Raw genomic sequence first — 22,060 nt, 5'->3', positions numbered from 1 at the left:
GCATTCTGCCGGAAAGGAAATCAGCTTCCGGGTTTGTTACAATAGAATAAAGAACAACAAGAAGGAGACATGGTAAATGGATACTGCCACACATTTTGTGATTGGACTCAGCCTGGCCGGTCTCGCCTACGTCGATCCGGCGGTTGCCGCGAGTCCCACGCTTGCCGCCGCGGTGCTGCTGGGCACTGTCATCGGTTCGCAGGCTCCGGATTTCGACGGCCTGCTGCGGTTCAAAAGCAATGCCCTCTATGTTAAAAATCACCGGGGAATTACTCATTCCCTGCCGTTTCTCGTCATCTGGACCGCTCTGATCAGCGGAATCCTGTCCCTTCTGTTCAGCGGTGTCCCATCCGGGCATATTGTGCTCTGGACCGGCATCGCCGTCTGTCTGCACGTGTTCAGCGATCTGTTCAACACGTACGGAACCCAGGCCTTCAGGCCCGTGACGGAAAAGTGGATTTCGTGGAACATCATTCATATTTTTGATCCGTTTATTTTCACGCTGCACGCCATGGCTGTTCTGCTCTGGAGTACAGGAGCGGTTCATCCTGCACCTCTGTTCACTGTCGTATATATCCTGACGGTGTTTTATTATATTTGGCGGACCGGCGCCCATTCGATGCGCACCCGGGAAGTGATGCGGCTGGATGAGAGCCGTAAGCCGGGAGAACGTTACTTCGTCATTCCGACCATTTCCTATAATAAGTGGCATGTCGTCAAGTCCCATCCGGACGGCAGCTATCAGATCGGCGTACTGAACGGGCATACCCTCGAATGGAGAAAGCATGCCGTCACCGAGTCCCATCCGGCGGTCGAGCATTCGCGGAAGCATCCCGATGTGGAAGCTTTCCTGTACTTCTCTTCCTTCGCGGTGGCCGAAGTCGAGCCGCTTCCCTGGGGCTATGTGGTCCGCTGGGCAGATGTGCGCTACCGGCACCGGAGACAGTATCCGTTCGTCGCTGTGCTCGTCATGGATAAAAATTATCAGCCGATCAATACTTACGTTGGCTGGCTGAGCTCCAAGAAGATGAACAAGCGGCTCTCCATCAATTCAGGCTGAGTGCCGCGGGGATTGCATAATAAAAAGGGGTCTGCGGAAAAATTCCGCAGACCCCTTTTTTACCGTAACGCCTTTTATCCTTCCGTCGTAATGTTTTTCAGCCGCCCCGCGTTCGGGAAACAGCCTGCCTCTTGACGGATGCTGCCGGATAAGAGAGAATCACGGTAGTTGCCAAGACAAAGACCGAAGCACCTGTCGGCGCTCCGGACCCGAAATACTTTCCTGTATGGAACTATCTGCCTTGGCCGGAAAGTTGTTGCTCAGCCAATTGAACCAGACGTTTCGTAATGTATCCCCCGAGAGAACCGGTTTCACGGGAAGTGTAGTTGCCCATGTATCCGTCTTGCGGCATTTGAACGCCGAGCTCCTGAGCCGCTTCCATTTTCAATTGCTGCAGTGCAGCGTTTGCTTGAGGTACCACCAGATTGTTGGAACGAGATCTAGCCATTATAAGAGTCTCCCTTCAATTCTGCGTCTTATTGAAATGCAAGCTTGCAAGCTTAGTATGGCTCGCAGCGACACAGTTATACAAGAAAGTTTCTATATATGAAATGGAGGTTTTTGCCAATGAGTAAAGGCTTGTCTTTATGGTTTGCTGCCTCGTCCATCCTGCTTCTGATGGCATGCGCCGTCTCCATCAGCTATAACGGCTGGGTAGCCGTGCTGCTCGGCATTCTCGCAATTCTCAATATCGGGTGGGGCTTTGTGGTCAAAGCCCGCAAGAACCGGCTGCAGCAGCCCGATCACCGGTAAAGCGGCTAGTCATCGCTGCCGCCGGGGAAATTATTTCTTGGCCGGGAGAAATCCCATTCTTTCTTTGACTTCGGCCACGGTGCGGGAAGCCTTCTCCATGGCTTTGTCTGCGCCCTGCGCCAAAATATCATGAATTTGACCGGACTTGCGGATTTCGTCATATTTTTGCTGAAGCGGCTCGAGCGTCGCTACGATGACTTCTCCCAGGTCCTTTTTAAATCCGCCGTACATTTGACCTTCGTATTTATCTTGAATTTCCTGCAGCGACATGCCGGAGCATTGCGAGTAAATACTCATCAAATTGCTGATTTCCGGTTTTTCATCCGGTGCATAGCGGATTTCTTTTCCCGAATCGGTCGTGGCCCGGCTGATCTTTTTGCGGATGACATCCGGCGGATCCAAGAGGGCGATATAGCTTCCCGGGTTCGGATTGCTTTTGCTCATTTTTTTCGAAGCGTCGTCCAGCGACATAATCCGCGCGCCCACTTCGGGGATGTACGGTTCCGGAATGGTAAAATAGTCGCCGAAGCGGTGATTAAAGCGTCCCGCCAGGTCGCGGGCAAGTTCCAAGTGCTGCTTCTGGTCTTCGCCTACGGGAACCAGATCCGCATTGTACACCAGAATGTCTGCCGCCATCAGCGCGGGATAGACAAACAATCCGGCTCCTACGGAATCCTTGCCGGCCGATTTGTCTTTAAACTGGGTCATACGTTCAAGCTCGCCCATCGAGGTGAGCGTCGTCAGCAGCCATCCCAGCTCGGCATGCGGCGGAACATGCGATTGCATATACACGTTCGCCTTATTTGGATCAATACCCGCTGCGATGAACAAGGCGGCTACCGCCTCGGACTGCTCCCGGAGCGCCTCGGGTTCCTGGGGTACCGTAATCGCGTGGAGATCGACGACCATAAAATTGCACTGATAGTCGTTCTGCAGTTTTACAAAATTTTTCATGGCTCCGATATAGTTGCCGAGCGTCAGTTTGCCGCTGGGTTGAATGCCGGAAAGTACGGTTTTCATCAACAATCCCTCCAACTTTAAAAATGGTAAAAACAAAAAAGGCCCCACGCCCGAAAGGGACGTGAGACCGTGGTGCCACCCTTATTTGCTGCAAGCCGCCCATGTGGAAGCGACAACTGTCAGCCTTTCTGCTTCCGTAACGTGGAATCGCCGGCCGGTCTACGCAGGAAGTCATGGTTGCTTCCGTTCAACGCGGCACTCAAGGGTCCATTCGGCAAAATCGGCTCCACCGGTTCGCATCAACCACCGGCTTTCTGAAGGTTACGCCGTCTTTGCTTACTTGTCCCTGTCATCGTGTTTACATAATCATTGAAAGCCTTTTGCAATGCCTATGATAAAGCTCAGATCGTCGAATTGTCAAACCCCTTTTTTTACGAAACGCCATCAAATCTGTTATGATATGGGTTAGATATTTGAAGGCTAAATGAATTTAGAGGAAAAAGGAGCAACGATATGAAACAAGTGACCAAAGGGCAATGGAACGGATACGATACCTATATCCTGCATAGCCGTGAGCTTGAAGTCACACTGCTGCCATCGCTTGGAAACAATGTCATTTCCATTTTGGACCATACCCTAAATCGGCAGGTCGTTCGGAGACCTGATGACAACGATCTGGAATTCTACCTGCAAAAACCTTACCATTTTGGCATGCCGATGCTGATTCCCCCGGGACGGATCCGCGGCGGCCATTTTGAATACGAAGGCAGATCGTATCAGTTCGACCGGAACACTGCCGGAGACAACCATATTCACGGTCTCCACCGGACACAGTCCTGGAGAGTCAGCGATATCGAAGAAGACGAAGAAGGCTGTGCAGTGACCTCGGAGTTCCTGACCTCAGACGATCCACACTGGATGGAGCAGTTTCCCGCACCGCTGAAGCTGGAAATGACGCTTCGCCTTCAAGGGTCCAAACTGACCCAACACTTAAAGGTTACCCACCTGGGGGACCATCCGATACCTTTCGGCATCGGTTTTCATACATGGTTTTTGCTTGACGGGCAGCCGGGAGAGTGGACGCTTACCCTGCCTGTAAGCGCGGAATATGCGCTGGATAAGGATTTAATTACGACCGGCGAGCTCCTCCCGCTTGGACCGCTCGATCAGCTCAATCAAGGACTCAATCTGGCCGGGACCAACTTCGACACGCCGCTCCGGATCGGGGAAGGACAGCCTGCGGAAGCCCTGCTGATGCGCAGTGACGGGTACGGACTGAAGTATTCGGCGGATCCGAATTACTATAAGCATTGGGTTCTCTATACGAAAGGCGAAGCGGACGAATTTTTGTGCATCGAGCCATATACCTGGCTGCCGGATGCGCCCAATCTTGCCGCGGGACCGGACCTGACGGGACTGATCCGGATCGAGCCGAAGGCATCGGTCGAGATGGATCTGACGCTGGACATGATCTATCCTTCTGAAGACCATTAAGCCGATTCCTTAGAATCAGGCATAGGAAAACGCGGATTTTCAAATTTACAAAATAACAGGGCTGCATGCTGCTTGAAGCATGCGGCCCTTTTTGCGTTATCCTCTATTTACCAATTTATATCTCCCTTCTTGCTGCATGTTTTCAAATCTTTCGCACCATAATAACACCATAAAGTTCAAAGGAGGTGACAAACATGGGTATGGGTCAAGGTCAAAACCAAGGACGCGGAAGCCGCTCGAACAACCTGGTGGTTCCACAAGCTAACGCTGCTCTTCAACAACTGAAACTTGAAGCTGCACAAGAGCTTGGCGTTCAAATGCCACAAGACGGATACATGGGCAACTACACTTCCCGTGAGACTGGTTCTTTGGGAGGTTACATCACAAAACGTCTGGTACAACTGGCAGAGCAGCAATTATCGGGTCGTTCCGGCCAATAATCTGCATTTGTATACGTTGATATCATGATGCCGGGCCCGGCGCGAGCCGTCCCCGCCTACAAAAGGCAGCCTCTGGATTATTCCAAGGGCTGCCTTTTTCCAATTATAGATTTATAAAATTTTCAGCGGTGCTAACCATTCAATAATCGCAATAAAAACTTCCGCTAAGCCTGGTCTGTCTTCTGTGCTAATCAAACTATTCGGATATTCATGGATTAAGTCATACTACAAAAGCAAGAAGGGATGATAAAAATAAGTCCACGCCGAACTACGACAATTCTGTTACTGTTTCAGGATATGTATGTCTCGGATACCGGATCATCAGGTTAGCCATGTTATAGTTGGATTCCAAGATGGCATCCACCGCAATGAGCCCCTGCCGGATCGTAAATTCGTAGCTGATTTCACCGTGAGTCCAGTGGCGCTTGTATTTTAAACTTTCTAAAGCCATGAGACGAAAAGACGAGTACTGTACTGGAGTCAGTCCGGAATCCTGGGAATGAATTTCCCCGTTCCGTCCTTCCAGCGGATGATGCCGGATACCAAATTTACCAATGACATTATTTCGTATTTGCACAAACACCGTGCCGGATGATAGTCCTGACAGCTCTTCTTCCAGTTCCTTAAACACTAAATCCAATTGCCTTGCCAAAGATAACTGCTCGGTTTTGATCATCTTTTTCCCCCTCTCCAAAATTCGCCAAAACTCATAGGGCTTATGACTCATTATAAGACAGCATGTAGTATCATACAACAACATCAAACATAATTGGGTAATAATTCCTATTATTTTCGTTAAAGCAATTTTATTTTCGGCAACAAATCGCTATATTTCTGGTTATTTTGACAAAATGTGATTTCCCCAAGGATATTCCAAGAAGAGCGCGAAAAACCACGAATCAACTCCATTGAACACTACCCCAAATCCATTTCGATAATCCCATCACCCTAAAACCAGTCGGCTTAAAGCGACTATCCCGGGCTAACATAAAACCTGAAAAGAAAAAAAGCCCGGGGGCATTTGAGCTTCCCCGGGCTGGCGCTACTCCCTGTTATCATCGACAGACACCCTTAGTGCTTCGGGTCCGGTCGGAACCCGGCTCCCGCCCTTAGGTTCCAGACTGATCACAATTTGGTCCGGGTCCATGGTCCCGTACCCGTAATAATAACCTTTACCCTCGGGCATACCCGTCATCAGCATTCCCATACTGACCGACCGCTGCTCATGCTGCAGCCATACTTGGTAGGCCTTTTCCTCCGGTGGCTGAAGACCTTCGATCACGATCAGCATCTCACCCGAATCCCGGTCGATCCACACGCCGCCCGATCCGTGAAGCGGTGGAACCGGCGGAATCCGGTACTGATCGTAATTAGCCGACTGCATCACAGCGATTTTGGATGTAAAAGCTTGATCGATAGAATCGGCGGACGGCATCTCCCGATGCTTGAAGGAGAACAGCCCGGCAACGACGCAGCCCGCAACAATCGCTGCTGCTGCGGCAGGTACAAGGTAACGCCGCCGGCGGACAAATCCTTTTTCCAGGGAACGGAGCCGGGCCAGAAGCCGCATTTTGCGGCCCAGACGGGCGGACGGGCCAGGAGCTGCGGAAGAGGCCGCGAGCGGGCCAGCTACGGCGCTGGAGGCCTGCCAATCCGCCTCTGATGCGGTTTTCTCTCCGGCACTCACGGCCCGTGTCGGCTGTTCGGGCAGCGGCGTGCTCAACGCTGCAGCGGTTGGCCGGCTCTCCAAAGCCGAGGCTGGCTCGCGCATTACTGAGCCGACCAGCTCAACGGATTGCATCACTGTCTCCCACTCGGCAAGGCGCTCCCTGCAGTGGGGACAAGCGGCGGCATGCTCCTCGACGCGGAGACGCTCCGGCTCTTCCAGCTGTTTCATCGCGTAATCGACCAGCTTTTCCTCGGGCAGCTCCGCACAGCCTTCAGGATTATTGCTCCCATTTTCCCGAATGGACAACCGCATGCGGTTCACCTCCCTCGCCGGCCTGGGTAACCTGGCCCTGCTCCAATCTGCTGCGCAAATTCCGGATGCCGTAGCGGATCAGCGACTTCACGGTTCCGACCGGCTTCTGCATCTTCTCAGCCAGCTCGCGGTGCGTCAGCTCCATCATATAGCTCCCGTAGAGCGCCATTCGCTGCATGGGCGGGATGCTGCGCAGCGCCGCCCTCACCTGCTCCTGATCCAGATGCCGGAACGCTTCGAGTTCCGCCGATTCTAGCGTCCGCTGCCAGCGCATAACGGCCGACTCTTCCTGCGTCCGCTGCAGGGCGGCCATTCGCTGCTTTTGCCGGAGGCGGTCCATGGCCCTGCTTCGGACACGAACCGCCAGCCACGCTTCCACGCTGCCCCTTTCGGGATCGTAGTGCGCCGCTTTTTCCATCACTTCGATAAAAATTTCCTGACAGACATCTTCCGCTTCCACCCGGTCCTTCATCCAGTATTCCGCAAGCCGGTAAACCATCGGAGCAAACGCATCATAGAACCGGTCGAAAGCCGGAGCCGAGCCCTCTGCAATTTCCTTCAACCACGCTTCAGGACGGTCCTGCATGATGGAGTATCCCCCCTTATTCTCTTCATTCCCTTGATCCGGCCTTGCCCCCTGCATCCAAGGTCTCGAAGAGAGCGCTGGCCGCCATTTTTACAGCAACATTCTAGCAAAAGAATTTCGCGTTCGGACTCCCCTCTTCCGTGATTTTATCCCTTTTTAAGCAAATTTTTATCTTCTTTTAATCTTCCGGTAAATCCGGTGGCGGCTCTTCATTCGTATTCCAGATGATCACCAACACACTTGAGGAGGGTTCTGTTTCATGACACGTTTCTTAAGGATCATCACACATGCCGGCCTGGCGCTGATGCTCTGCATCGGCTTTCTGATCGCCAGCACGGGAAGTCCGGTCCATGCAGCCGGAGGTCTGACGCTGTACACTACCTACACTTCCATTTCCGTGCCTCCCGGAGAATCGCTGAATTACAGCGTGGAGCTGAAAAACAACTCCGGCAGCGTCATTACAGCCCCGATATCCGTTACCGATCTGCCCGAAGGCTGGACGGCTAAAATTTCAGGCGGCGGCTGGGACCTGAACGAAATTTCGGTCATGCCGGATTCATCGCAAACGATCTCCCTGGACGTGACGGTTCCGATGCAAATCGACAAGGGAACCTATCGCTTTACGCTGTCGGCGGGCAGCCTCGCGTCTCTGCCCCTTTCGGTCAACATCACGGAAAAGGGCACGTATCAAACCGAACTGACGACCGATCAGGCCAACCTGGAGGGACACTCCGACGCGACCTTTACCTATTCGGTGAATCTGTCCAACCGCACCGCGGAAAAGCAGACGTATGCGTTAACCGCCCAGGCGGAGAAGGGATGGGACGTAACATTTACGGCCGACAGCAAACAGGTCTCTTCTGTCGAAGTGGACCCGGGGGCTGACAAATCCATTACCGTTGATGTAAAACCGGCTGAAAACGTGACGCAGGGTACCTTTAAAATACCGATCCGCGCTTCCAACCAGACAACGAATTCCGAGCTGGAGCTCGAAGCCGTCATTACCGGCAAATACAGCATGGAACTGACGACGCCAAGCGGATTGTTAAGCACCGACATTAAGGCAGGCGGAGATAAGACCGTGGAGCTGCTGATTAAAAATACCGGTACCGCCGACCTGACCAACATTAACTTCACCTCCACGGCGCCAACCAACTGGGAAGTCAGCTTTAATCCCAAAACGGTCGATAAGCTCGCCGCCGGCAAGTCCACCACGGTGGAAGCCAAATTGACCGCAAGCGACAAAGCCATCGCCGGGGATTATGTAACCGATATTACCGCCCAAGCTGCGGAATCTTCATCCAACGCCTCTTTCCGGGTCGCTGTCAAAGGCTCCGTCCTGTGGGGCTGGATCGGCGTGCTGATCATCCTGGTCATTTTGGGCGGCATCTATGTACTCATTCGTAAATACGGGAGGAGATAACGTTGGCGGAGACAGTCATCGACATTCAGCAGTTGACCAAAAGCTACGGCACCCATAAAGCCGTGGACCATCTGTCCCTTCAAATCCGCCGCGGGGAAATCTTCGGCCTGCTCGGCCCAAACGGCGCAGGCAAATCGACCACCATTCTGATGCTTCTCGGCCTTAGCGAACCGGACGGCGGAAGCATCAACGTGCTGGGGCTGGATCCGACGCGGCGGCCGATTGAAGTCAAACGCCGCGTCGGTTACCTGCCGGACGACGTCGGTTTTTACGAAGACTGGACCGGCCTCGAGAACTTAAAGCTGACCGCCCGCCTTAACGGCATTTCCGACAAAGAGGCGGAGGATCGTTCGCTTGATCTGCTGAAGGAGGTAGGGCTGCAGGATGCCGCCCACAAGAAGGCCGGGAATTACTCCCGCGGTATGCGGCAGCGGCTCGGACTTGCGGACGTTCTGATCAAGCGGCCGGAAATCATCATCCTCGACGAGCCGACGCTCGGCATCGACCCCAAAGGGATCGATGAGCTCCTCGGCCTGATCCATGGCCTCAGCCGGGACCAGGGCTTGACGGTACTGCTCTCCTCGCACCAGCTTCACCAGGTACAGCAAATCTGCGACCGCGTCGGTCTGTTCGTCAGCGGCAGGCTGCTGGCGGAAGGAAACCTGGAGACGCTGTCCCGCGTCCTGCTGACCGACACGCCGCTTTTGATCACCGCCGAGGTGGACCGGGCGGATGATGCGCTGCTGACTGACCTTCAAAGCGTGGAAGGGGTAAGCTCCGTCCGGATCGCGAGCGGGGATCAGGACTCGATGAGACCGGTGGAAGACCGGACGCGCCTGGAGATCGGCGTCAACGCCGACTGCAGTCCGGAGATCGCCCGGACGGTCGTCGCGTCGGGAGCGGCCCTTTACGGGCTGCAGCGCAAGGAATACGGCCTGGATGAAATCTACCGGCGATATTTTGCGGGAGGTGAGGAACTTGGAAGCAAGCGTTCTAAAAGAGCAGCTAAATAAAGCCTGGGACACGGTCAGCACCCCGTTTAAGGACGGCATCGGCCGGCTGAGGGGCACTGCTCCCTCCGACCGGGAGCGGTTCAGCCGGGCAAATGCGAACCCGGCGGCATTCCGCGTCCTGGTTCGCAAGGAAATTTCCGATCATGTCCGGAGCTGGCGCTTCCTGCTGCTCCTGGCGATCATCTTTCTGACCTGCGTCGCCTCGCTGTATACGGCGCTGAACAGCCTGCAGGACGCTATCAAATCCACGGACGGCTACAGCGATTTCGTCATCCTGAAGCTGTTCACCACCTCCGACGGCACCCTGCCGTCGTTTATCGGATTCATCGGCTTCCTGGGCCCGCTGCTTGGCATCGGCCTCGGCTTCGACGCCGTCAACAGCGAGCGGAACAAAGGCACCCTGAGCCGCATCATGGCGCAGCCGATTCACCGTGACGATTTGCTGAACGCCAAATTTATCGCATCGCTCACCATCATCGGCTTCATGTTTCTCTCCCTCGGGCTGCTCGTGATGGCCCTCGGTTTTCTGATCGTCGGACTGCCGCCGTCATTCGAGGAGCTGCTGAGAATCCTCAGCTTCCTGGTCGTCACGATCGTCTATATTGGGTTCTGGCTGAACTTATCCATCCTGTTCTCGGTAAAATTCCGCCAGCCCGCCACATCGGCGCTGTCAGGCATCGCCGTCTGGCTGTTCTTCAGCTTCTTTTACGATATGATCCTGAATTTGATCTCCTCGGGCCTTGTGCCTAACAGCGACACGGCTTCGGTGGACGACATGGTCCACCATGTCAGCTTTATGCTCGGGCTGAGCCGGATTTCACCGTATACGCTGTTCAATGAGGCGACCTCGACGCTGCTGATGCCGACGGTGCGTACACTGGGTCCGCTCACGACGGAGCAGGCCTACGGCGCGATTGACAGCCCGCTCCCCTTCGGGCAGAGCCTGCTGCTGATCTGGCCGCAGGTCACCGGGCTGATCGCCCTGACGCTGGTCTGCTTTGCGATCTCGTACGTCATGTTCCTGCGTCAGGAAATCCGCGGACGTTCCTAACTCTATGCCCCGCTTGATGCACTTTGCGGAGGGCGGACATCTGACAAAGCGATTCCATGTTGCTTTTCCAGGTGCATAAGAGTGCATTTAGCAGTCGTCTTCTTGCGATGCGATATAACAAGTCCGCGTCTCCCAAACTAATGTATCATCAAAAAAGCAGTCCCTTTGGGGCGTAATGAACCCCAGGGGACTGCTTTTTGTGTGGCGTACTCTATTACATTTGTTCGAACCGTCCGGCTGGATTACACCAGATGGTCGGTCATGGCCAAGAACTGCTTGACATCCTCTGCCGTCAGATCCGCCGCGCTCTGCCAGAAATCGCGGCCCGTCAAGTCGGCGTTCAGGTGCTTCTTCGCCAGTTCCTCCACCGTCATGACGCCTGTATCGCGCAGCAGGGCGTCGTATTTATCGGCAAAGCCCGCGCCTTCCTGCAGCGCGCGAGCATAGATGCCGGTGCTGAACATGTAGCCGAAAGTATACGGGAAGTTGTAGAACGGCACGCCCGTAATATAAAAATGCAGCTTCGACGCCCAGAAATGCGGATGGTAAGACGACAGGGCGTCGCAGTACGCTTCCTTCTGCGCTTCTTCCATCAGCGTGTTCAGCTCCTGAACGCTGAGCAGACCGCTCTTCCGTTTCTCATAGAAACGGGTCTCGAACAGGAAGCGGGCATGGATGTTCATGTAGAACGCGACGCTCCGCTGGATTTTGTCTTCAAGCAGAGCCAGCTGCTCCTGCTCATCGGCAGCCGATTTTACCATCGCGTCCGATACGATCATCTCCGCGAAGGTAGATGCCGTCTCTGCAACGTTCATTGCATACCGCTGGTTCAAAATCGGCAGCTCGTTCATCAGGTGTTGGTGATAGCCGTGTCCTAGCTCATGCGCCAGCGTCGAGACGTTCGAAGCGGTTCCGCTGAACGTCATAAAGATCCGCGTCTCCTTGCTGAGTTTCAGCGAGGTGCAGAACCCGCCAGGACGCTTGCCAGGACGGTCTTCCGCCTCGATCCAGGACTTGTCGAAGGCCATCTCGGCAAAATCAGCCATGCGCGGGCTGAACTTGCGGAACTGCTCCACGATCGTTTCCGCCGCCTCCTGGTAAGAAATGGTGCCCGAAGACTTGCTGATCGGCGCTTCCACGTCCACCCAGCTCAGACGGTCCTGGCCGAGCAGCTTGGCCTTGCGCTCCATATACTGCAGCAGCATCTGTTTGTTGTCCTGTATGACATTCCACATAGCGTCCAGCGTCTCACGCGACATGCGGTTGATTTCAAGCGGCTCCTTCAGCACTTCGTCCCAGCCGCGGCGTCCGTACAGCTTCAGGCGGAATCCGCCGAGGTGATTCAGCGTATCCCCGCAGAAGTCAGCTTTGTCCGACCATGCCTGTTCCCACTTTACGAACATCGACTCGCGGGTCTCCTTGTCCGGACTGTCCAGCTTATTGGCCGCCTGCCCGGCCGACAACGACACGGTCTCGCCGTTTTCTTCAAACGGAATTTGGATATGGCTGACGATCGTATCATACATGCTGCTCCAGCCATGATATCCATCAATGGCCAGATCGAGCGCGAGGCTCTCCATGTCCGGACTCATCATTTCGCGGGCTTGGTCGCGGCTTTCGCTAAGGACGAAGGCCAGCTGCCGCACCTGATCCCGGCCGATCCACTGCGCGAACGTCTCGTCATCGGTCGAGCGGAGAATGTGGTCAAAGTCGGTCATGATTCCACTAATGAGCGCCCGAAGGGTCGCCAGGCGGCCGCCCAGCTGAACGGCTTTCTTATCCTGCTGGTTCTGTGCCTGCAGGCAGCTGACGAACGCGCTGGCTTCGGAGAAGCGGGCAATCGTGCCCTGCAGCGCTTCAATAAATCCGTCAAACGACTCGGTCTCTTTTGGGCTCGCCGGCGCCTTGGCTGCCTTGATTTCGCCCTGAAGGCTCTTCAGGTCCTGCTCCAGGGAGTGAAGGAAGGTATCGAACTCGGCGGAAGCGGAGCCGCCCGGAAATACGGATTCAAGATTCCAAGTTAATTTCAGGTCTTTGTTCATGTTCGAATCACCTTTCTCATCATCATTTTTATTTTATTTGATTGGCCTCATGGTAAGGTGTATAACTATAAAGACGAAACCCTTATGTTTCTGCCCGGCAAAACGGGCTTATTCATACAGAGGAGGGATACTCACCATGAGACCATTGCAAATTTCACCGGAGACCGCCGTGAAACTATCCGAGAAGCTGGGGGTTCCCCTGGAACACCTGCTGCATATGCCGCAGCATATCCTGCTGCAGAAGCTGGCGGAGCTCGCCAAGGAAGAGGCCGGCAAGCAGGACGGCGATGAAGGAACCAAATCATGATTCCGTTCTCGAGAACCTGGCCTTACGACAAAGTGATGGGCGATATCTATGTACATGAATGTCCGTTCTGTGGAACGAACAATGTGAGGCTGCCCCTTAAGCCGGCTGAGCTTCGCAGCATTCATGAAGGAAAGAAAAAGCTGCTCGTCTTTCCCTGCTGCAACAACAGACTCCATATCATTGACACGGACAACGATTATTTGCTGTTCGACCAGGATATTCGCTGATCGAACCGGCTGATCTGCTCCGGAAAGAAAACACGCAAAGGCATGCCGTGATGAACACGGTCTCCTTGGCGTGTTTTTACGTTCAGGCGGGATTCATCTCGCCCGGCAGCTCCATTCGCTTGTCCAGCATCTCTTGCCGCAGCACGCCCCACTGCTCGCGTGAAGCGTGAATCATGGCTGAATCCACGATATGTTTATCATTGATGACTCTGGAGAACCACTTGATCGCCTGATGGTAATCGCCTGTCCGGCGATACAGTTCCCCAATCAAATAAAGCAAGCGCGCGTTGTTCGCTCCTACGCCTTCCAGCTCATACACCCGGATATAAGAATCCAGGCAGTATTTCAGAAAGCGCTGCTCCTGCTCCTCGTCGCCCTTATACCGGTAGAGCCAGGCAATATGGTGCAGAAGGCTTGCGATAATCCGATCCTTCTCTCCGATCGTCTGTGCGCACAACAAGGCGAGCTTGTAGGTCTCAAGCGCAATTTCCCAATCCCGGTGTCCGCTGTAGTCCCGCTCGATCCAGCGCTTGCCGATTTTCTCGGCAAACTGCTTCTTCTGCATATCGCTCAGCCGTTCCGTTGAATGCTCCGTAGACGCAAAACCGCACTTCGGGCATACCCTGACCACATAATAGTCGGGATTCTCGTTGTTATAATAAGCACAAAAATCCGCATCCGTACGCACGGCCTTCTTAAAGCTCGGACGCACCCGTGACGTGGAAAATTGATGCTCGCAATTACAGCATACTACATTAATGGAGTAAAGAGGTTCCAATGCCACATCCATACATTCCTTTCATGCCCAGTGTCCTCATCGCTGCTTGTCTCTTTCCGGGCCTTACGCCGCTGCTTACTCGAATAAATCATCAACATGCAAAGTACATATGGTTTCCATTATATCAAAAACCAAAAACAAAATAACCCCACAAAGTGGGATCTGAGCTTTAAATTAGGGTCTCAAATCCTCTGCATGAGCCTCGCGGAAGGACAAGTCCCTATGCACAAAAAAAGGCGCTAAACGTAAGTTTAGCACCTTAGGACATGTTCAGTAACTGCTCCAATCCTCTTCGCCGGGATGGACCAGTGATTCGCGAATGACATACACGAAGGCGCAGACAAGGAGACCGGCGACAATACTCATGTTCTCATCACTCCATCCATATATTTTAAACTTGAAATGAAGTTAGTTGTTGTACTGTATATTTTACCATATCTCCACCAAAAATACAGCACTTATTGTAAACGCTTTCCCAACTTTTTTGTACTGTTTGTCCGATGACATTCATAATATCTAGGAACATAGGTGTGATTCTCATGTCCCATATTCAGAAGGGAGGCTGCGAATTTGTCCGTAAAAAGGCTGGGTTTACCGCTCATGATTGCGTCTATGGCCGGATTGTTAGTGCTGATGCTGTGTTACCCCGGCCCTTATTTGGAATCCGCCCTGCGGGGCTTGGCCATTTGGTGGGACGTCCTGTTTCCGTCGTTATTTCCCTTCTTCATCATTTCCGAAATGATGCTGGGCTTCGGCATCGTTCACTTGTTCGGCACGCTGCTCGATCCGCTGATGAAGCCGCTGTTCCGCATTCCCGGAAGCGGAGGATTCGTAGCCGCGATGGGGTATGTGTCAGGCTATCCCATCGGGGCCAAGCTGACGGCCAAGCTGTGGGAACAGAAAATGCTCAACCGGGAGGAAGGCGAGCGGCTGGTGGCCTTTACAACGTCGTCAGACCCGATTTTTCTGATCGGCGCCGTATCGGTCGGTTTTTTTCATTATCCCAAAATCGCGACCATTCTGGCGCTTTCCCATTACGGCGGCGGTTTTCTGATCGGCCTCCTCATGCGTTTCCACGGCAAACGGGGCTCGGTGACCGAAATTCCGGCTTCCGGAGCCCCGGTTCGCGGCAGCCGGCTGCGGCGGGCGTTCAACGCTATGCATGAAGCCAGAATGAACGACGGCCGAAGCGTGGGCGAGCTGCTCCAGCAGGCGGTCGAATCTTCGCTGAAGCTTATTATTGTCGTGGGCGGACTGGTTGTATTCTTCTCTGTATTTTTAGAGATACTTACCGAAGCGGGGGTTATGGCGTTCTTCTATCGTCTGCTGGAAAATGGCCTCACGGCCCTCCAATTCCCTCCATCCCTCTCGGAAGCGCTCGTTGGAGGCTTATTTGAGGTTACCCTGGGCGCCCGTTCGGCGGGTGAAGCCGCCTCCTCCGTTCCGCTGCCCTTTAAAGCAGCTGCAGCAGCCTTTATCCTGTCCTGGGGAGGGCTCTCCGTGCACGCCCAGATCGCGAGCATTCTGCACGCCACCAATCTGCGCTATTTGCCGTTCATGATGGCGCGCTTGATCCATGGTTTTGTGGCTGCTTTCCTCGTTCTGTTTTTATGGGAACCGGTGATGGGACGTTATACCGATGCGCCTGCTTTCGCAAGCCAAAACTTCGGCTTTCTGGCCTCGGCCCAAGGCATCCGGGACTGCCTCGTCCTGTTGTGCATCCTCCTGGCCGGGATGACGGTGCTCTCCCTTCTGATCAGCTGGATTCAATCCTTGTGGCGCGGCGTTCGCCGGACCTCCTGATCACGGAACATGAAATGGACGTTGTGTTATCCTCCGATATTGTTTATGATTCTTATAAACCCATTACAAAGGAGCTTACACCCTTGAGATACTATGTTCTGGATCGCGGGGATCAGTTATCCGTGGATTTAAGCGAGCAGTTCCATAAGCTTGCGGCGCAACGGGGATTTCAGCTGGATGCCGAATCGCCGGAGATTGTCATTTCCATCGGCGGGGACGGCACCATGCTTCATGCCTTTCATACGTTTATTGACCATATTCCTGACATTGCCTTCGTAGGGGTTCACACCGGACATCTGGGATTCTATGCGGACTGGAAAGCGGACGAGCTGCCGCAGCTGATCGAACTGATGAGCTCTGCGGCCAATTCGGGCTCCATTCGTCCGCGAATCGTCAAATATCCGCTGCTTGAACTTGAAATTCATAGAAAATCGGGCAACGCTTCCTATATCGCCTTGAACGAGTTCACTCTGAAAGGCGTCGACGGAACGGTAGTGGCCCAGGTGGACATCAACGACCAAACCTTTGAAATGTTCCGCGGCGACGGGATCTGCGTCTCCACGCCATCCGGAAGCACGGCATATAATAAAAGTCTTGGCGGCGCCATGGTGCACCCGACTATCGAGGCGCTGCAGATCGCGGAGATCGCCTCGATCAACAACCGCGTCTTCCGGACGATGGGCTCGCCCCTACTGCTGCCCAAGCACCATCACTGCGACATTTTCTCCCGCAAAGAGCAGCGGCTCTTACTCTACATCGATCATGTCAACCTGCAGGTGGACGACCTCATCTCGGTTCGCTGCCAGGTCGCCAAGGAGAAGGTCAGCTTTGCGAGATACCGCCCGTTCCCGTTCTGGAACCGGGTACGGGAAGCTTTTCTGGGATAAATCAGCGTCAAGAACTTTATATTGCAAAACAAAAAGCGGCTCCTATACGGAACCGCTTTTTGTTTTCTCTTTGGGCTGCGACTCCCGGCTCTTCTGCAGTACAAAGTACGCGCAGCCGAAGTTGCAGTATTCGTTAATGTAATCCATCATGCCGGAAATGGCTGTGTCTTTGGTTGCTTTGGGATGCTTATCCCGGTAAAACCCTTTAAGCCGGAGCTGACTGTAGCCCCAATCGCCGACAATATAGTCGTAGCGGTCCAGCACTTCACTGTATCGTTCACGAAAGGCTTCAAGGTTCCAACCGTCTTTATGATCTTTAAGCACCTCATAATTTTTTCCGCCGATCAGAATCAATGAACTACCCCTGCCTTTCTGCCTGAGGTTATCGTATAATGGCGCCTATTTATGCTGTGCAGCGGATTGTACCTGCTCATGGGCATGGTATGAGCTGCGCACAAGCGGTCCGGATTCCACGTGGCTGAATCCCCGCTTCATGCCTTCTTCCTTCAGAGCGGCAAACTCATCCGGATGATAATATTTAACCACATTTAAATGCTGCGGAGAAGGCTGCAAATATTGTCCGATCGTCATAATGTTGCAATCCACGGCGCGAAGGTCGTCCATCGCCTGCAAAATTTCATCCCATTCTTCGCCGACTCCCAACATGATGCTGGACTTCGTCGGAATGTTCGGCTGCATTTCCTTCGCTCTGCGCAGCAGCTCAAGGGAGCGGTCATACTTCGCTTTGGCGCGCACCCGATTCGACATGCGCTCCACCGTTTCAATGTTATGGTTCAAAATATCCGGCTTCGCGTCCATTACGGTCTTCAGGGCGTCCCAATTGCCCATAAAGTCCGGAATCAGCACCTCCACGCTGCACAGCGGCAGACGCTTTCGGACAGCCTTGATCGACTCTGCGAAAATAGACGCACCGCCGTCGGACAGATCGTCCCGGGCCACACTGGTGATGACGCAGTGGCGCAGACCCATGTTCTCCGCCGCTTCAGCGACTCGTTCCGGTTCCTGGAGATCCAGCTCCGTCGGTTTTCCTGTATTGACTGCACAAAAACGGCAGGCCCGCGTACAAATATCGCCGAGAATCATAAACGTGGCGGTACGATTGGCCCAGCATTCATATATGTTAGGGCAACGTGCTTCTTCACATACCGTGTGAAGGGTCTTAGAGCGCATCATGCTCTTGATTTCCTGGTAATTGTCACCGGTTGTCAGTTTGATGCGAATCCAATCCGGCTTTGGCTCCTTGATGGTATTCGTAGGCAATGTTCTGACCTTCTTTCGCTATCATGGTTAGCTGCTGCATGTTCCATATTATATCATGAAATCAGCCAAAATACTTCCATTTCCAAGCACGGATAAATTCGAGGTTCTTGATTCACTCTAAGGCTATGTCGGTCCAGTCCGAATATTGAGCGAGGACTGCATCAAACTGGCAGGAGGTAGAGAACCGATGAAATACATTGTTCCGCACACACGGTGGCTCAAACGTTCGCTGACAGGTGTACTCGCATCGGCGCTGCTGCTGGGCTGCTTTCACCTTACCGGCAAGGTGGACGCGGAGCCGGCGGCTCCGGATCCTAACCAAGCCGCCAAGTCGCTGGACCAGCTGAGCCGGACAGAAATCCTGGAGTCCAGAAAGGCACTTTATGCGAAGATCAGCAAGGCCACCAACATCCCTTGGTACAGAATTGCCGCGATCGACCAGTACGAACGGACCTTGACCAAAGCCCATCCAAAGGATCGCAAGCACCCGGAGCGCCTCACCGGCATCCTCATTACGGAACCGGCCTGGTCGGGAGTGTTCAATCCGGAATTGAACGATCATAACCCGCGGTCCATTTCCATCTTCAACGGGTACGGCCGCGACGGCTCCGGCGACGGGCGGGCAGATCCCGACAACGACCTTGATGTGCTGTACAGCATGGCGAATTATTTGCAACGGTACGGCAAATCACAGGAAGATTTCAACATCGCGATGTGGGAATATTACCATAACAGCCGCTCGGTTCAACGGATCGAACAATTCTCCAAGCTGTATGAAAAATTCGGCACGCTGGATTTATCCGGGCATGCCTTCCCTCTCCCCATCGGCAGCAGCTATTCGTACCGGAGCACCTGGGGAAGCGGGCGGAGCTGGGGAGGTTACCGGATCCATGAAGGCACGGACATCTTTGCGAACTACGGCGTTCCCGTACGAAGCACCTGCTATGGCGTAGTTGAGCTCAAGGGGTGGAACCCGTTCGGTGGTTGGCGCATCGGCATCCGGGATCTGGACAACCATTACCATTACTACGCTCATCTGCAGGGGTTTGAAAAGTCCATCAAACAGGGGGATATCGTCACACCAGGACAAACGATCGGCTGGGTCGGCAGCTCCGGCTACGGGAAACCCGGCACGCAAGGTAAATTCCCTCCGCATCTGCACTACGGCATCTACCGTGACAGCGGCCTGGTCGAATGGTCGTTCGACCCTTATCCATCCCTCCGCCACTGGGAAATGGAAGAGCGCAAAGCGCTGAAACAGAAAAAGGGATCCTCCTGAACCGCGTGTTCGGGAGGTCCCTTTTTCATATCGCTATACCAGGGCCGTTTACTGCTTCCCTGCCTCCCCCGTGACCCCGCTCGTCGAATCCGTTGTTCCGGGGTTTTCCCCTCCCGGATGGATGCTGGGCGGGGTAACGGCCGCCGGGCTTCCGCCTTGCTGGCTTTGCGCTCCGGCTCCGGGCAGCGCGATGCTTGGCGCCGCGGCCCCGTTCTCCCCGACCGGCGTGCCCTTGCTATCGTAATAATACATCGGCACGTTGCCGACGACCATCAGGTAAGAGACCGGGATTTCCGTATCGACGATTTCCGGCTCCATGTCGAACGGCACGACGACTCCCACTTCGACCGTTACATGAATGTAAATCTCCACGAGCACCATATTGATCCCCGCATCTTTTTCTCTCGTTTTCAGATCTACTTTGACCGCACCTTGAGGCTCGACCCGAATCGGAATATTGGGGCCGAAGGATGCAATGATCGGGCTGCCGAGCGCCTGGCCCAGCGGGATGCTCTCGGCCAGCTTATGTTTGTCCTCCAGCGTGGACTGGACCACCTTAAAGGTGCTGGAGGTAATTTTCATATGCTCTGCGTAATTCAGCATAAAGCCGGACACTTTGCCGGACGTATCCATTTTCCAATCGATCAGGTCATCCGCGTTCTCGCCCTCCGCCACCTGCGCAGCCACCGCTTCGTTAATGGCGTCGGTCGCAATCTGCTTCATGCGGATTTTGGCCAGGTACATGATGGGCGGCTTCAGATGATTTTCGACATAGGCGAAGCCCTGGAGCATAAGAATGAGGAAAACCAATGCACCGATCAGCCATACCCTCCGCCGGCTCCGGGGCCTGCTCGCCCCTCTGCTGCGCCATCTGGCCCTTCTTTTCATGCCGGAACCCCTCCTTCGAAGCCGTAGGTTACCTTATCAGCATATGCCCAGGCTTGGCAAAAAAGAAGAGCAAGCCCCACTCCTGCCAGGGAGCAGCCACTTTCGTATTTTGTTATACTGGTATCAACAATAGAGGATGATCGTAATCCCCTTTCAACATGTTATTTTTTATAAAAATGAGCATCCCGTATCCTTTTCCCCCTGTTCAAACGTTATCTCTATAGAGGCCTCTACAGGAGTGTGATTAACATGTTAATCCGTCAATTCCATGACACCGGATATCATCGCGAGGATATTTCGGAGCTGTACCCAAGTTTGAAAAAATTCTGCCTGAGCGTCACCCGCAACCGCTGGGATGCCGAAGATCTGGCACATGACACCATCGATAAAACGCTGCGCTTCTGCCTGAAAGACCCGTCTTCTCCGCGGCAGCCCAGCCTGCCGCTTATGATGACCATTGCACGCAACCATTGGATCGATCTCGTCCGTAAAAGGTCGCGTGAGTCAGCCGAACCGATCGTTGAGCAGCAATCAACCGATCACCCGATCGATACGCTTCTGTCCGGGCTCGACACCTTAATGGAGAAGCTGACGCCAAAACAGCTGCTGGTGTTCGTGCTGAAGGACGTGTTTGAGAGCCGGGTGTCGGATATCGCCAGCATGCTGGAACTGAATGAAACGACAGTCAAATCACTACTGCACAGGGCGCGCCGCAACCTCAGCGGAGACACCGGCGAAGCCATTTCACCGGACCCGCACTGGAAGGACGTCGAGCAGGAGGAGTTTCGCCATATCCTGCTGACCGCCATCCGGCAGGAGAAGCCTGAGCTGCTCCAGCGCCTAATGGAAGCTCTGCAGCCGGCAACGGACCGGGCCCCAGTGGTCGGTTTCGGCCGGACACGGATGTCCTCCGGAACGGGTATGTCCCTGCGCTGTGCGGCGTAGATCCTTGTGCCTTCCCATATAAAGGAGGCCATGAACATGAACACAATTCCTTACGTTGTGGAACAAAGCCGGCTTGGCGAGCGTTCCTATGATATTTATTCGCGCCTTTTGAAGGACCGGATTATTTTTCTCGGTTCCGAAGTGAACGACGTGGTGGCCAACAGCATCATCGCACAGCTGCTGTTCCTGGCCGCCGACGATCCGGAGAAGGATATTTCCCTGTATATCAACAGCCCAGGGGGCTCTACCTCGGCAGGCTATGCCATTTTGGACACGATGGACTACATCAAGCCGAAGGTCACCACGATCTGCATGGGCCTTGCCGCATCCATGGGTGCGGTGCTCTTCCTTGCCGGGGAAAAGGGCATGCGTTATGCCCTCCCCAACAGCGAGTTCATGCTGCATCAGCCGCTCGGCGGAGCCCAAGGCCCCGCTGCCGATATCGATATCACGGCGCGCCGGATATTGAAGCTGCGAAGCAAGATCAACGATTTTATCGCGGAGAGAACCGGACAGCCGCTCGAACGCATTGAGAAGGATACCAATCGCGACTTCTTCCTCACCGCCCAGGAAGCGCTGGAATACGGCATCGTGGACCGGATCATTACGCAGCCGGTAAAATAACCGAACGCTGTAACTCCGGAAAACTGCGGCTAGCCGAACTACCACCATGTACACAGAAGATTCATGCCCGCACGATCGTTGCAGCGCTCTGCCAGATTAAAAAGCCGACGGACTTGTCCGCCGGCTTTTTTCTGTCCTATACCCGCCTCTCAAACCTGTACTATGACGGGTTTTCAGAGCTTGTAGAACCTGCCGAATCCTATGGTCCTGCATTATATTGGCTTTACATTCAAATATC

Annotated in this window: 24 protein-coding genes and 1 pseudogene; 15 read left to right on the top strand and 10 right to left on the bottom strand. The window is 54.0% G+C overall.

Translation table 11 applies throughout. The annotated features are described in order from the left end of the window. The first annotated feature begins 76 nt into the window (after positions 1-76). On the top strand, positions 77-1,060 hold the full coding sequence (locus BCV73_RS33020; RefSeq protein WP_089549891.1) for a metal-dependent hydrolase: 984 nt from the start codon (positions 77-79) through the stop codon (positions 1,058-1,060). 232 nt (positions 1,061-1,292) lie between these two features. On the opposite strand, the gene BCV73_RS33015 is transcribed toward BCV73_RS33020, so the two are convergent. Continuing rightward, a complete protein-coding gene (locus BCV73_RS33015; RefSeq protein ID WP_076175122.1) occupies positions 1,293-1,508 on the bottom strand; it encodes an alpha/beta-type small acid-soluble spore protein in 216 nt (71 codons plus the stop codon). Between the two features lie 119 nt (positions 1,509-1,627). Here BCV73_RS33015 and BCV73_RS33010 point away from each other — a divergent pair, with 119 nt between their 5' ends. Further along, a complete protein-coding gene (locus BCV73_RS33010) occupies positions 1,628-1,813 on the top strand; it encodes a hypothetical protein (RefSeq protein ID WP_089549890.1) in 186 nt (61 codons plus the stop codon). A gap of 30 nt (positions 1,814-1,843) precedes the next feature. Here BCV73_RS33010 and trpS read toward each other — a convergent pair whose 3' ends face one another. Further along, complete coding sequence (gene trpS / locus BCV73_RS33005; RefSeq protein ID WP_076175126.1) at positions 1,844-2,833, bottom strand: tryptophan--tRNA ligase; 990 nt, start codon at positions 2,831-2,833, stop codon at positions 1,844-1,846. Positions 2,834-3,286: 453 nt separating this feature from the next. Between trpS and BCV73_RS33000 the strand changes: the two genes are divergently transcribed. Next, the gene (locus tag BCV73_RS33000; RefSeq protein ID WP_076175128.1) at positions 3,287-4,267 is read left to right on the top strand and encodes an aldose 1-epimerase; all 981 of its coding nucleotides are present in this window, start codon (positions 3,287-3,289) and stop codon (positions 4,265-4,267) included. Positions 4,268-4,467: 200 nt separating this feature from the next. Beyond that, entirely contained in the window at positions 4,468-4,707 is a 240-nt protein-coding gene (locus BCV73_RS32995; RefSeq protein ID WP_076175232.1) for an alpha/beta-type small acid-soluble spore protein, read from the top strand. A gap of 268 nt (positions 4,708-4,975) precedes the next feature. On the opposite strand, the gene BCV73_RS32990 is transcribed toward BCV73_RS32995, so the two are convergent. From BCV73_RS32990 to BCV73_RS32980, 3 genes are all read right to left on the bottom strand, one after another. Next, entirely contained in the window at positions 4,976-5,383 is a 408-nt protein-coding gene (locus BCV73_RS32990) for an O-methyltransferase (RefSeq protein WP_076175130.1), read from the bottom strand. A gap of 366 nt (positions 5,384-5,749) precedes the next feature. After that, a complete protein-coding gene (locus tag BCV73_RS32985) occupies positions 5,750-6,688 on the bottom strand; it encodes an anti-sigma factor (protein ID WP_089549889.1) in 939 nt (312 codons plus the stop codon). After that, positions 6,654-7,331: an RNA polymerase sigma factor gene (locus BCV73_RS32980; protein WP_256993081.1), complete on the bottom strand. Its 678-nt coding sequence runs from the start codon at positions 7,329-7,331 to the stop codon at positions 6,654-6,656. The genes BCV73_RS32985 and BCV73_RS32980 overlap by 35 nt, the downstream gene beginning before the upstream one ends. 202 nt (positions 7,332-7,533) lie before the next feature. On the opposite strand from BCV73_RS32980, the gene BCV73_RS32975 reads away from it, so the two are divergent. The 4 genes and pseudogenes from BCV73_RS32975 (at position 7,534) to BCV73_RS32965 (ending at position 10,761) form a co-directional block, all read left to right on the top strand. After that, a complete protein-coding gene (locus BCV73_RS32975) occupies positions 7,534-8,697 on the top strand; it encodes a COG1470 family protein (RefSeq protein ID WP_089549887.1) in 1,164 nt (387 codons plus the stop codon). 59 nt (positions 8,698-8,756) lie between these two features. Then, positions 8,757-9,131 (top strand): annotated as a pseudogene (locus BCV73_RS36230) (ABC transporter ATP-binding protein); the annotation flags it as partial. Then, the gene (locus tag BCV73_RS36225) at positions 9,120-9,710 is read left to right on the top strand and encodes an ATP-binding cassette domain-containing protein (protein WP_481855847.1); all 591 of its coding nucleotides are present in this window, start codon (positions 9,120-9,122) and stop codon (positions 9,708-9,710) included. The pseudogene BCV73_RS36230 and the gene BCV73_RS36225, both read left to right, overlap by 12 nt. Then, positions 9,676-10,761, top strand: coding sequence for an ABC transporter permease (locus BCV73_RS32965; RefSeq protein WP_373319046.1), 1,086 nt, complete (start codon positions 9,676-9,678; stop codon positions 10,759-10,761). The genes BCV73_RS36225 and BCV73_RS32965 overlap by 35 nt, the downstream gene beginning before the upstream one ends. A 242-nt stretch (positions 10,762-11,003) precedes the next feature. Here the strand turns inward: BCV73_RS32965 and BCV73_RS32960 are convergent, their stop codons facing one another. After that, positions 11,004-12,803, bottom strand: coding sequence for a M3 family oligoendopeptidase (locus BCV73_RS32960; protein WP_089549884.1), 1,800 nt, complete (start codon positions 12,801-12,803; stop codon positions 11,004-11,006). Between the two features lie 136 nt (positions 12,804-12,939). On the opposite strand from BCV73_RS32960, the gene BCV73_RS32955 reads away from it, so the two are divergent. Continuing rightward, complete coding sequence (locus tag BCV73_RS32955; RefSeq protein WP_089549883.1) at positions 12,940-13,110, top strand: YycC family protein; 171 nt, start codon at positions 12,940-12,942, stop codon at positions 13,108-13,110. Further along, positions 13,107-13,337, top strand: a complete 231-nt coding sequence (locus BCV73_RS32950; RefSeq protein WP_076175144.1) for a hypothetical protein — start codon at positions 13,107-13,109, stop codon at positions 13,335-13,337. The genes BCV73_RS32955 and BCV73_RS32950 overlap by 4 nt, the downstream gene beginning before the upstream one ends. 82 nt (positions 13,338-13,419) lie before the next feature. Here BCV73_RS32950 and BCV73_RS32945 read toward each other — a convergent pair whose 3' ends face one another. After that, positions 13,420-14,121, bottom strand: coding sequence for a DUF2225 domain-containing protein (locus BCV73_RS32945; RefSeq protein ID WP_179232109.1), 702 nt, complete (start codon positions 14,119-14,121; stop codon positions 13,420-13,422). 606 nt (positions 14,122-14,727) lie between these two features. Here BCV73_RS32945 and ylbJ point away from each other — a divergent pair. Further along, the gene (gene ylbJ, locus BCV73_RS32940) at positions 14,728-15,918 is read left to right on the top strand and encodes a sporulation integral membrane protein YlbJ (RefSeq protein ID WP_481855824.1); all 1,191 of its coding nucleotides are present in this window, start codon (positions 14,728-14,730) and stop codon (positions 15,916-15,918) included. 83 nt (positions 15,919-16,001) lie between these two features. Continuing rightward, the gene (locus BCV73_RS32935) at positions 16,002-16,805 is read left to right on the top strand and encodes an NAD kinase (protein ID WP_076175238.1); all 804 of its coding nucleotides are present in this window, start codon (positions 16,002-16,004) and stop codon (positions 16,803-16,805) included. Positions 16,806-16,847: 42 nt separating this feature from the next. On the opposite strand, the gene BCV73_RS32930 is transcribed toward BCV73_RS32935, so the two are convergent. Together BCV73_RS32930 and lipA are read right to left on the bottom strand one after the other, a co-directional pair. Continuing rightward, positions 16,848-17,159 carry a YutD family protein gene (locus BCV73_RS32930; RefSeq protein ID WP_076175150.1) on the bottom strand — a complete coding sequence of 104 codons (312 nt, stop codon included), beginning with the start codon at positions 17,157-17,159 and terminating at the stop codon, positions 16,848-16,850. A 45-nt stretch (positions 17,160-17,204) separates the two neighbouring features. After that, the gene (gene lipA, locus BCV73_RS32925) at positions 17,205-18,086 is read right to left on the bottom strand and encodes a lipoyl synthase (protein ID WP_234489770.1); all 882 of its coding nucleotides are present in this window, start codon (positions 18,084-18,086) and stop codon (positions 17,205-17,207) included. A 187-nt stretch (positions 18,087-18,273) separates the two neighbouring features. Here lipA and BCV73_RS32920 point away from each other — a divergent pair, with 187 nt between their 5' ends. Beyond that, positions 18,274-19,365, top strand: a complete 1,092-nt coding sequence (locus tag BCV73_RS32920) for a M23 family metallopeptidase (RefSeq protein ID WP_089549881.1) — start codon at positions 18,274-18,276, stop codon at positions 19,363-19,365. 48 nt (positions 19,366-19,413) lie between these two features. On the opposite strand, the gene yunB is transcribed toward BCV73_RS32920, so the two are convergent. Next, positions 19,414-20,253, bottom strand: a complete 840-nt coding sequence (gene yunB / locus BCV73_RS32915) for a sporulation protein YunB (RefSeq protein WP_089549880.1) — start codon at positions 20,251-20,253, stop codon at positions 19,414-19,416. 249 nt (positions 20,254-20,502) lie between these two features. Here yunB and BCV73_RS32910 point away from each other — a divergent pair, with 249 nt between their 5' ends. Then, on the top strand, positions 20,503-21,198 hold the full coding sequence (locus BCV73_RS32910; RefSeq protein WP_089549879.1) for a sigma-70 family RNA polymerase sigma factor: 696 nt from the start codon (positions 20,503-20,505) through the stop codon (positions 21,196-21,198). Between the two features lie 30 nt (positions 21,199-21,228). Further along, the gene (gene clpP, locus BCV73_RS32905; protein WP_256993080.1) at positions 21,229-21,822 is read left to right on the top strand and encodes an ATP-dependent Clp endopeptidase proteolytic subunit ClpP; all 594 of its coding nucleotides are present in this window, start codon (positions 21,229-21,231) and stop codon (positions 21,820-21,822) included. Positions 21,823-22,060: the final 238 nt, after the last annotated feature.

This window comes from Paenibacillus sp. SSG-1, from assembly GCF_002224835.1.
GTDB lineage: Bacteria > Bacillota > Bacilli > Paenibacillales > Paenibacillaceae > Paenibacillus_AQ > Paenibacillus_AQ favisporus.
The sequence above is the reverse complement of the archived record's forward strand: the minus strand, read 5'-3'. Positions and strand labels throughout refer to the sequence as shown.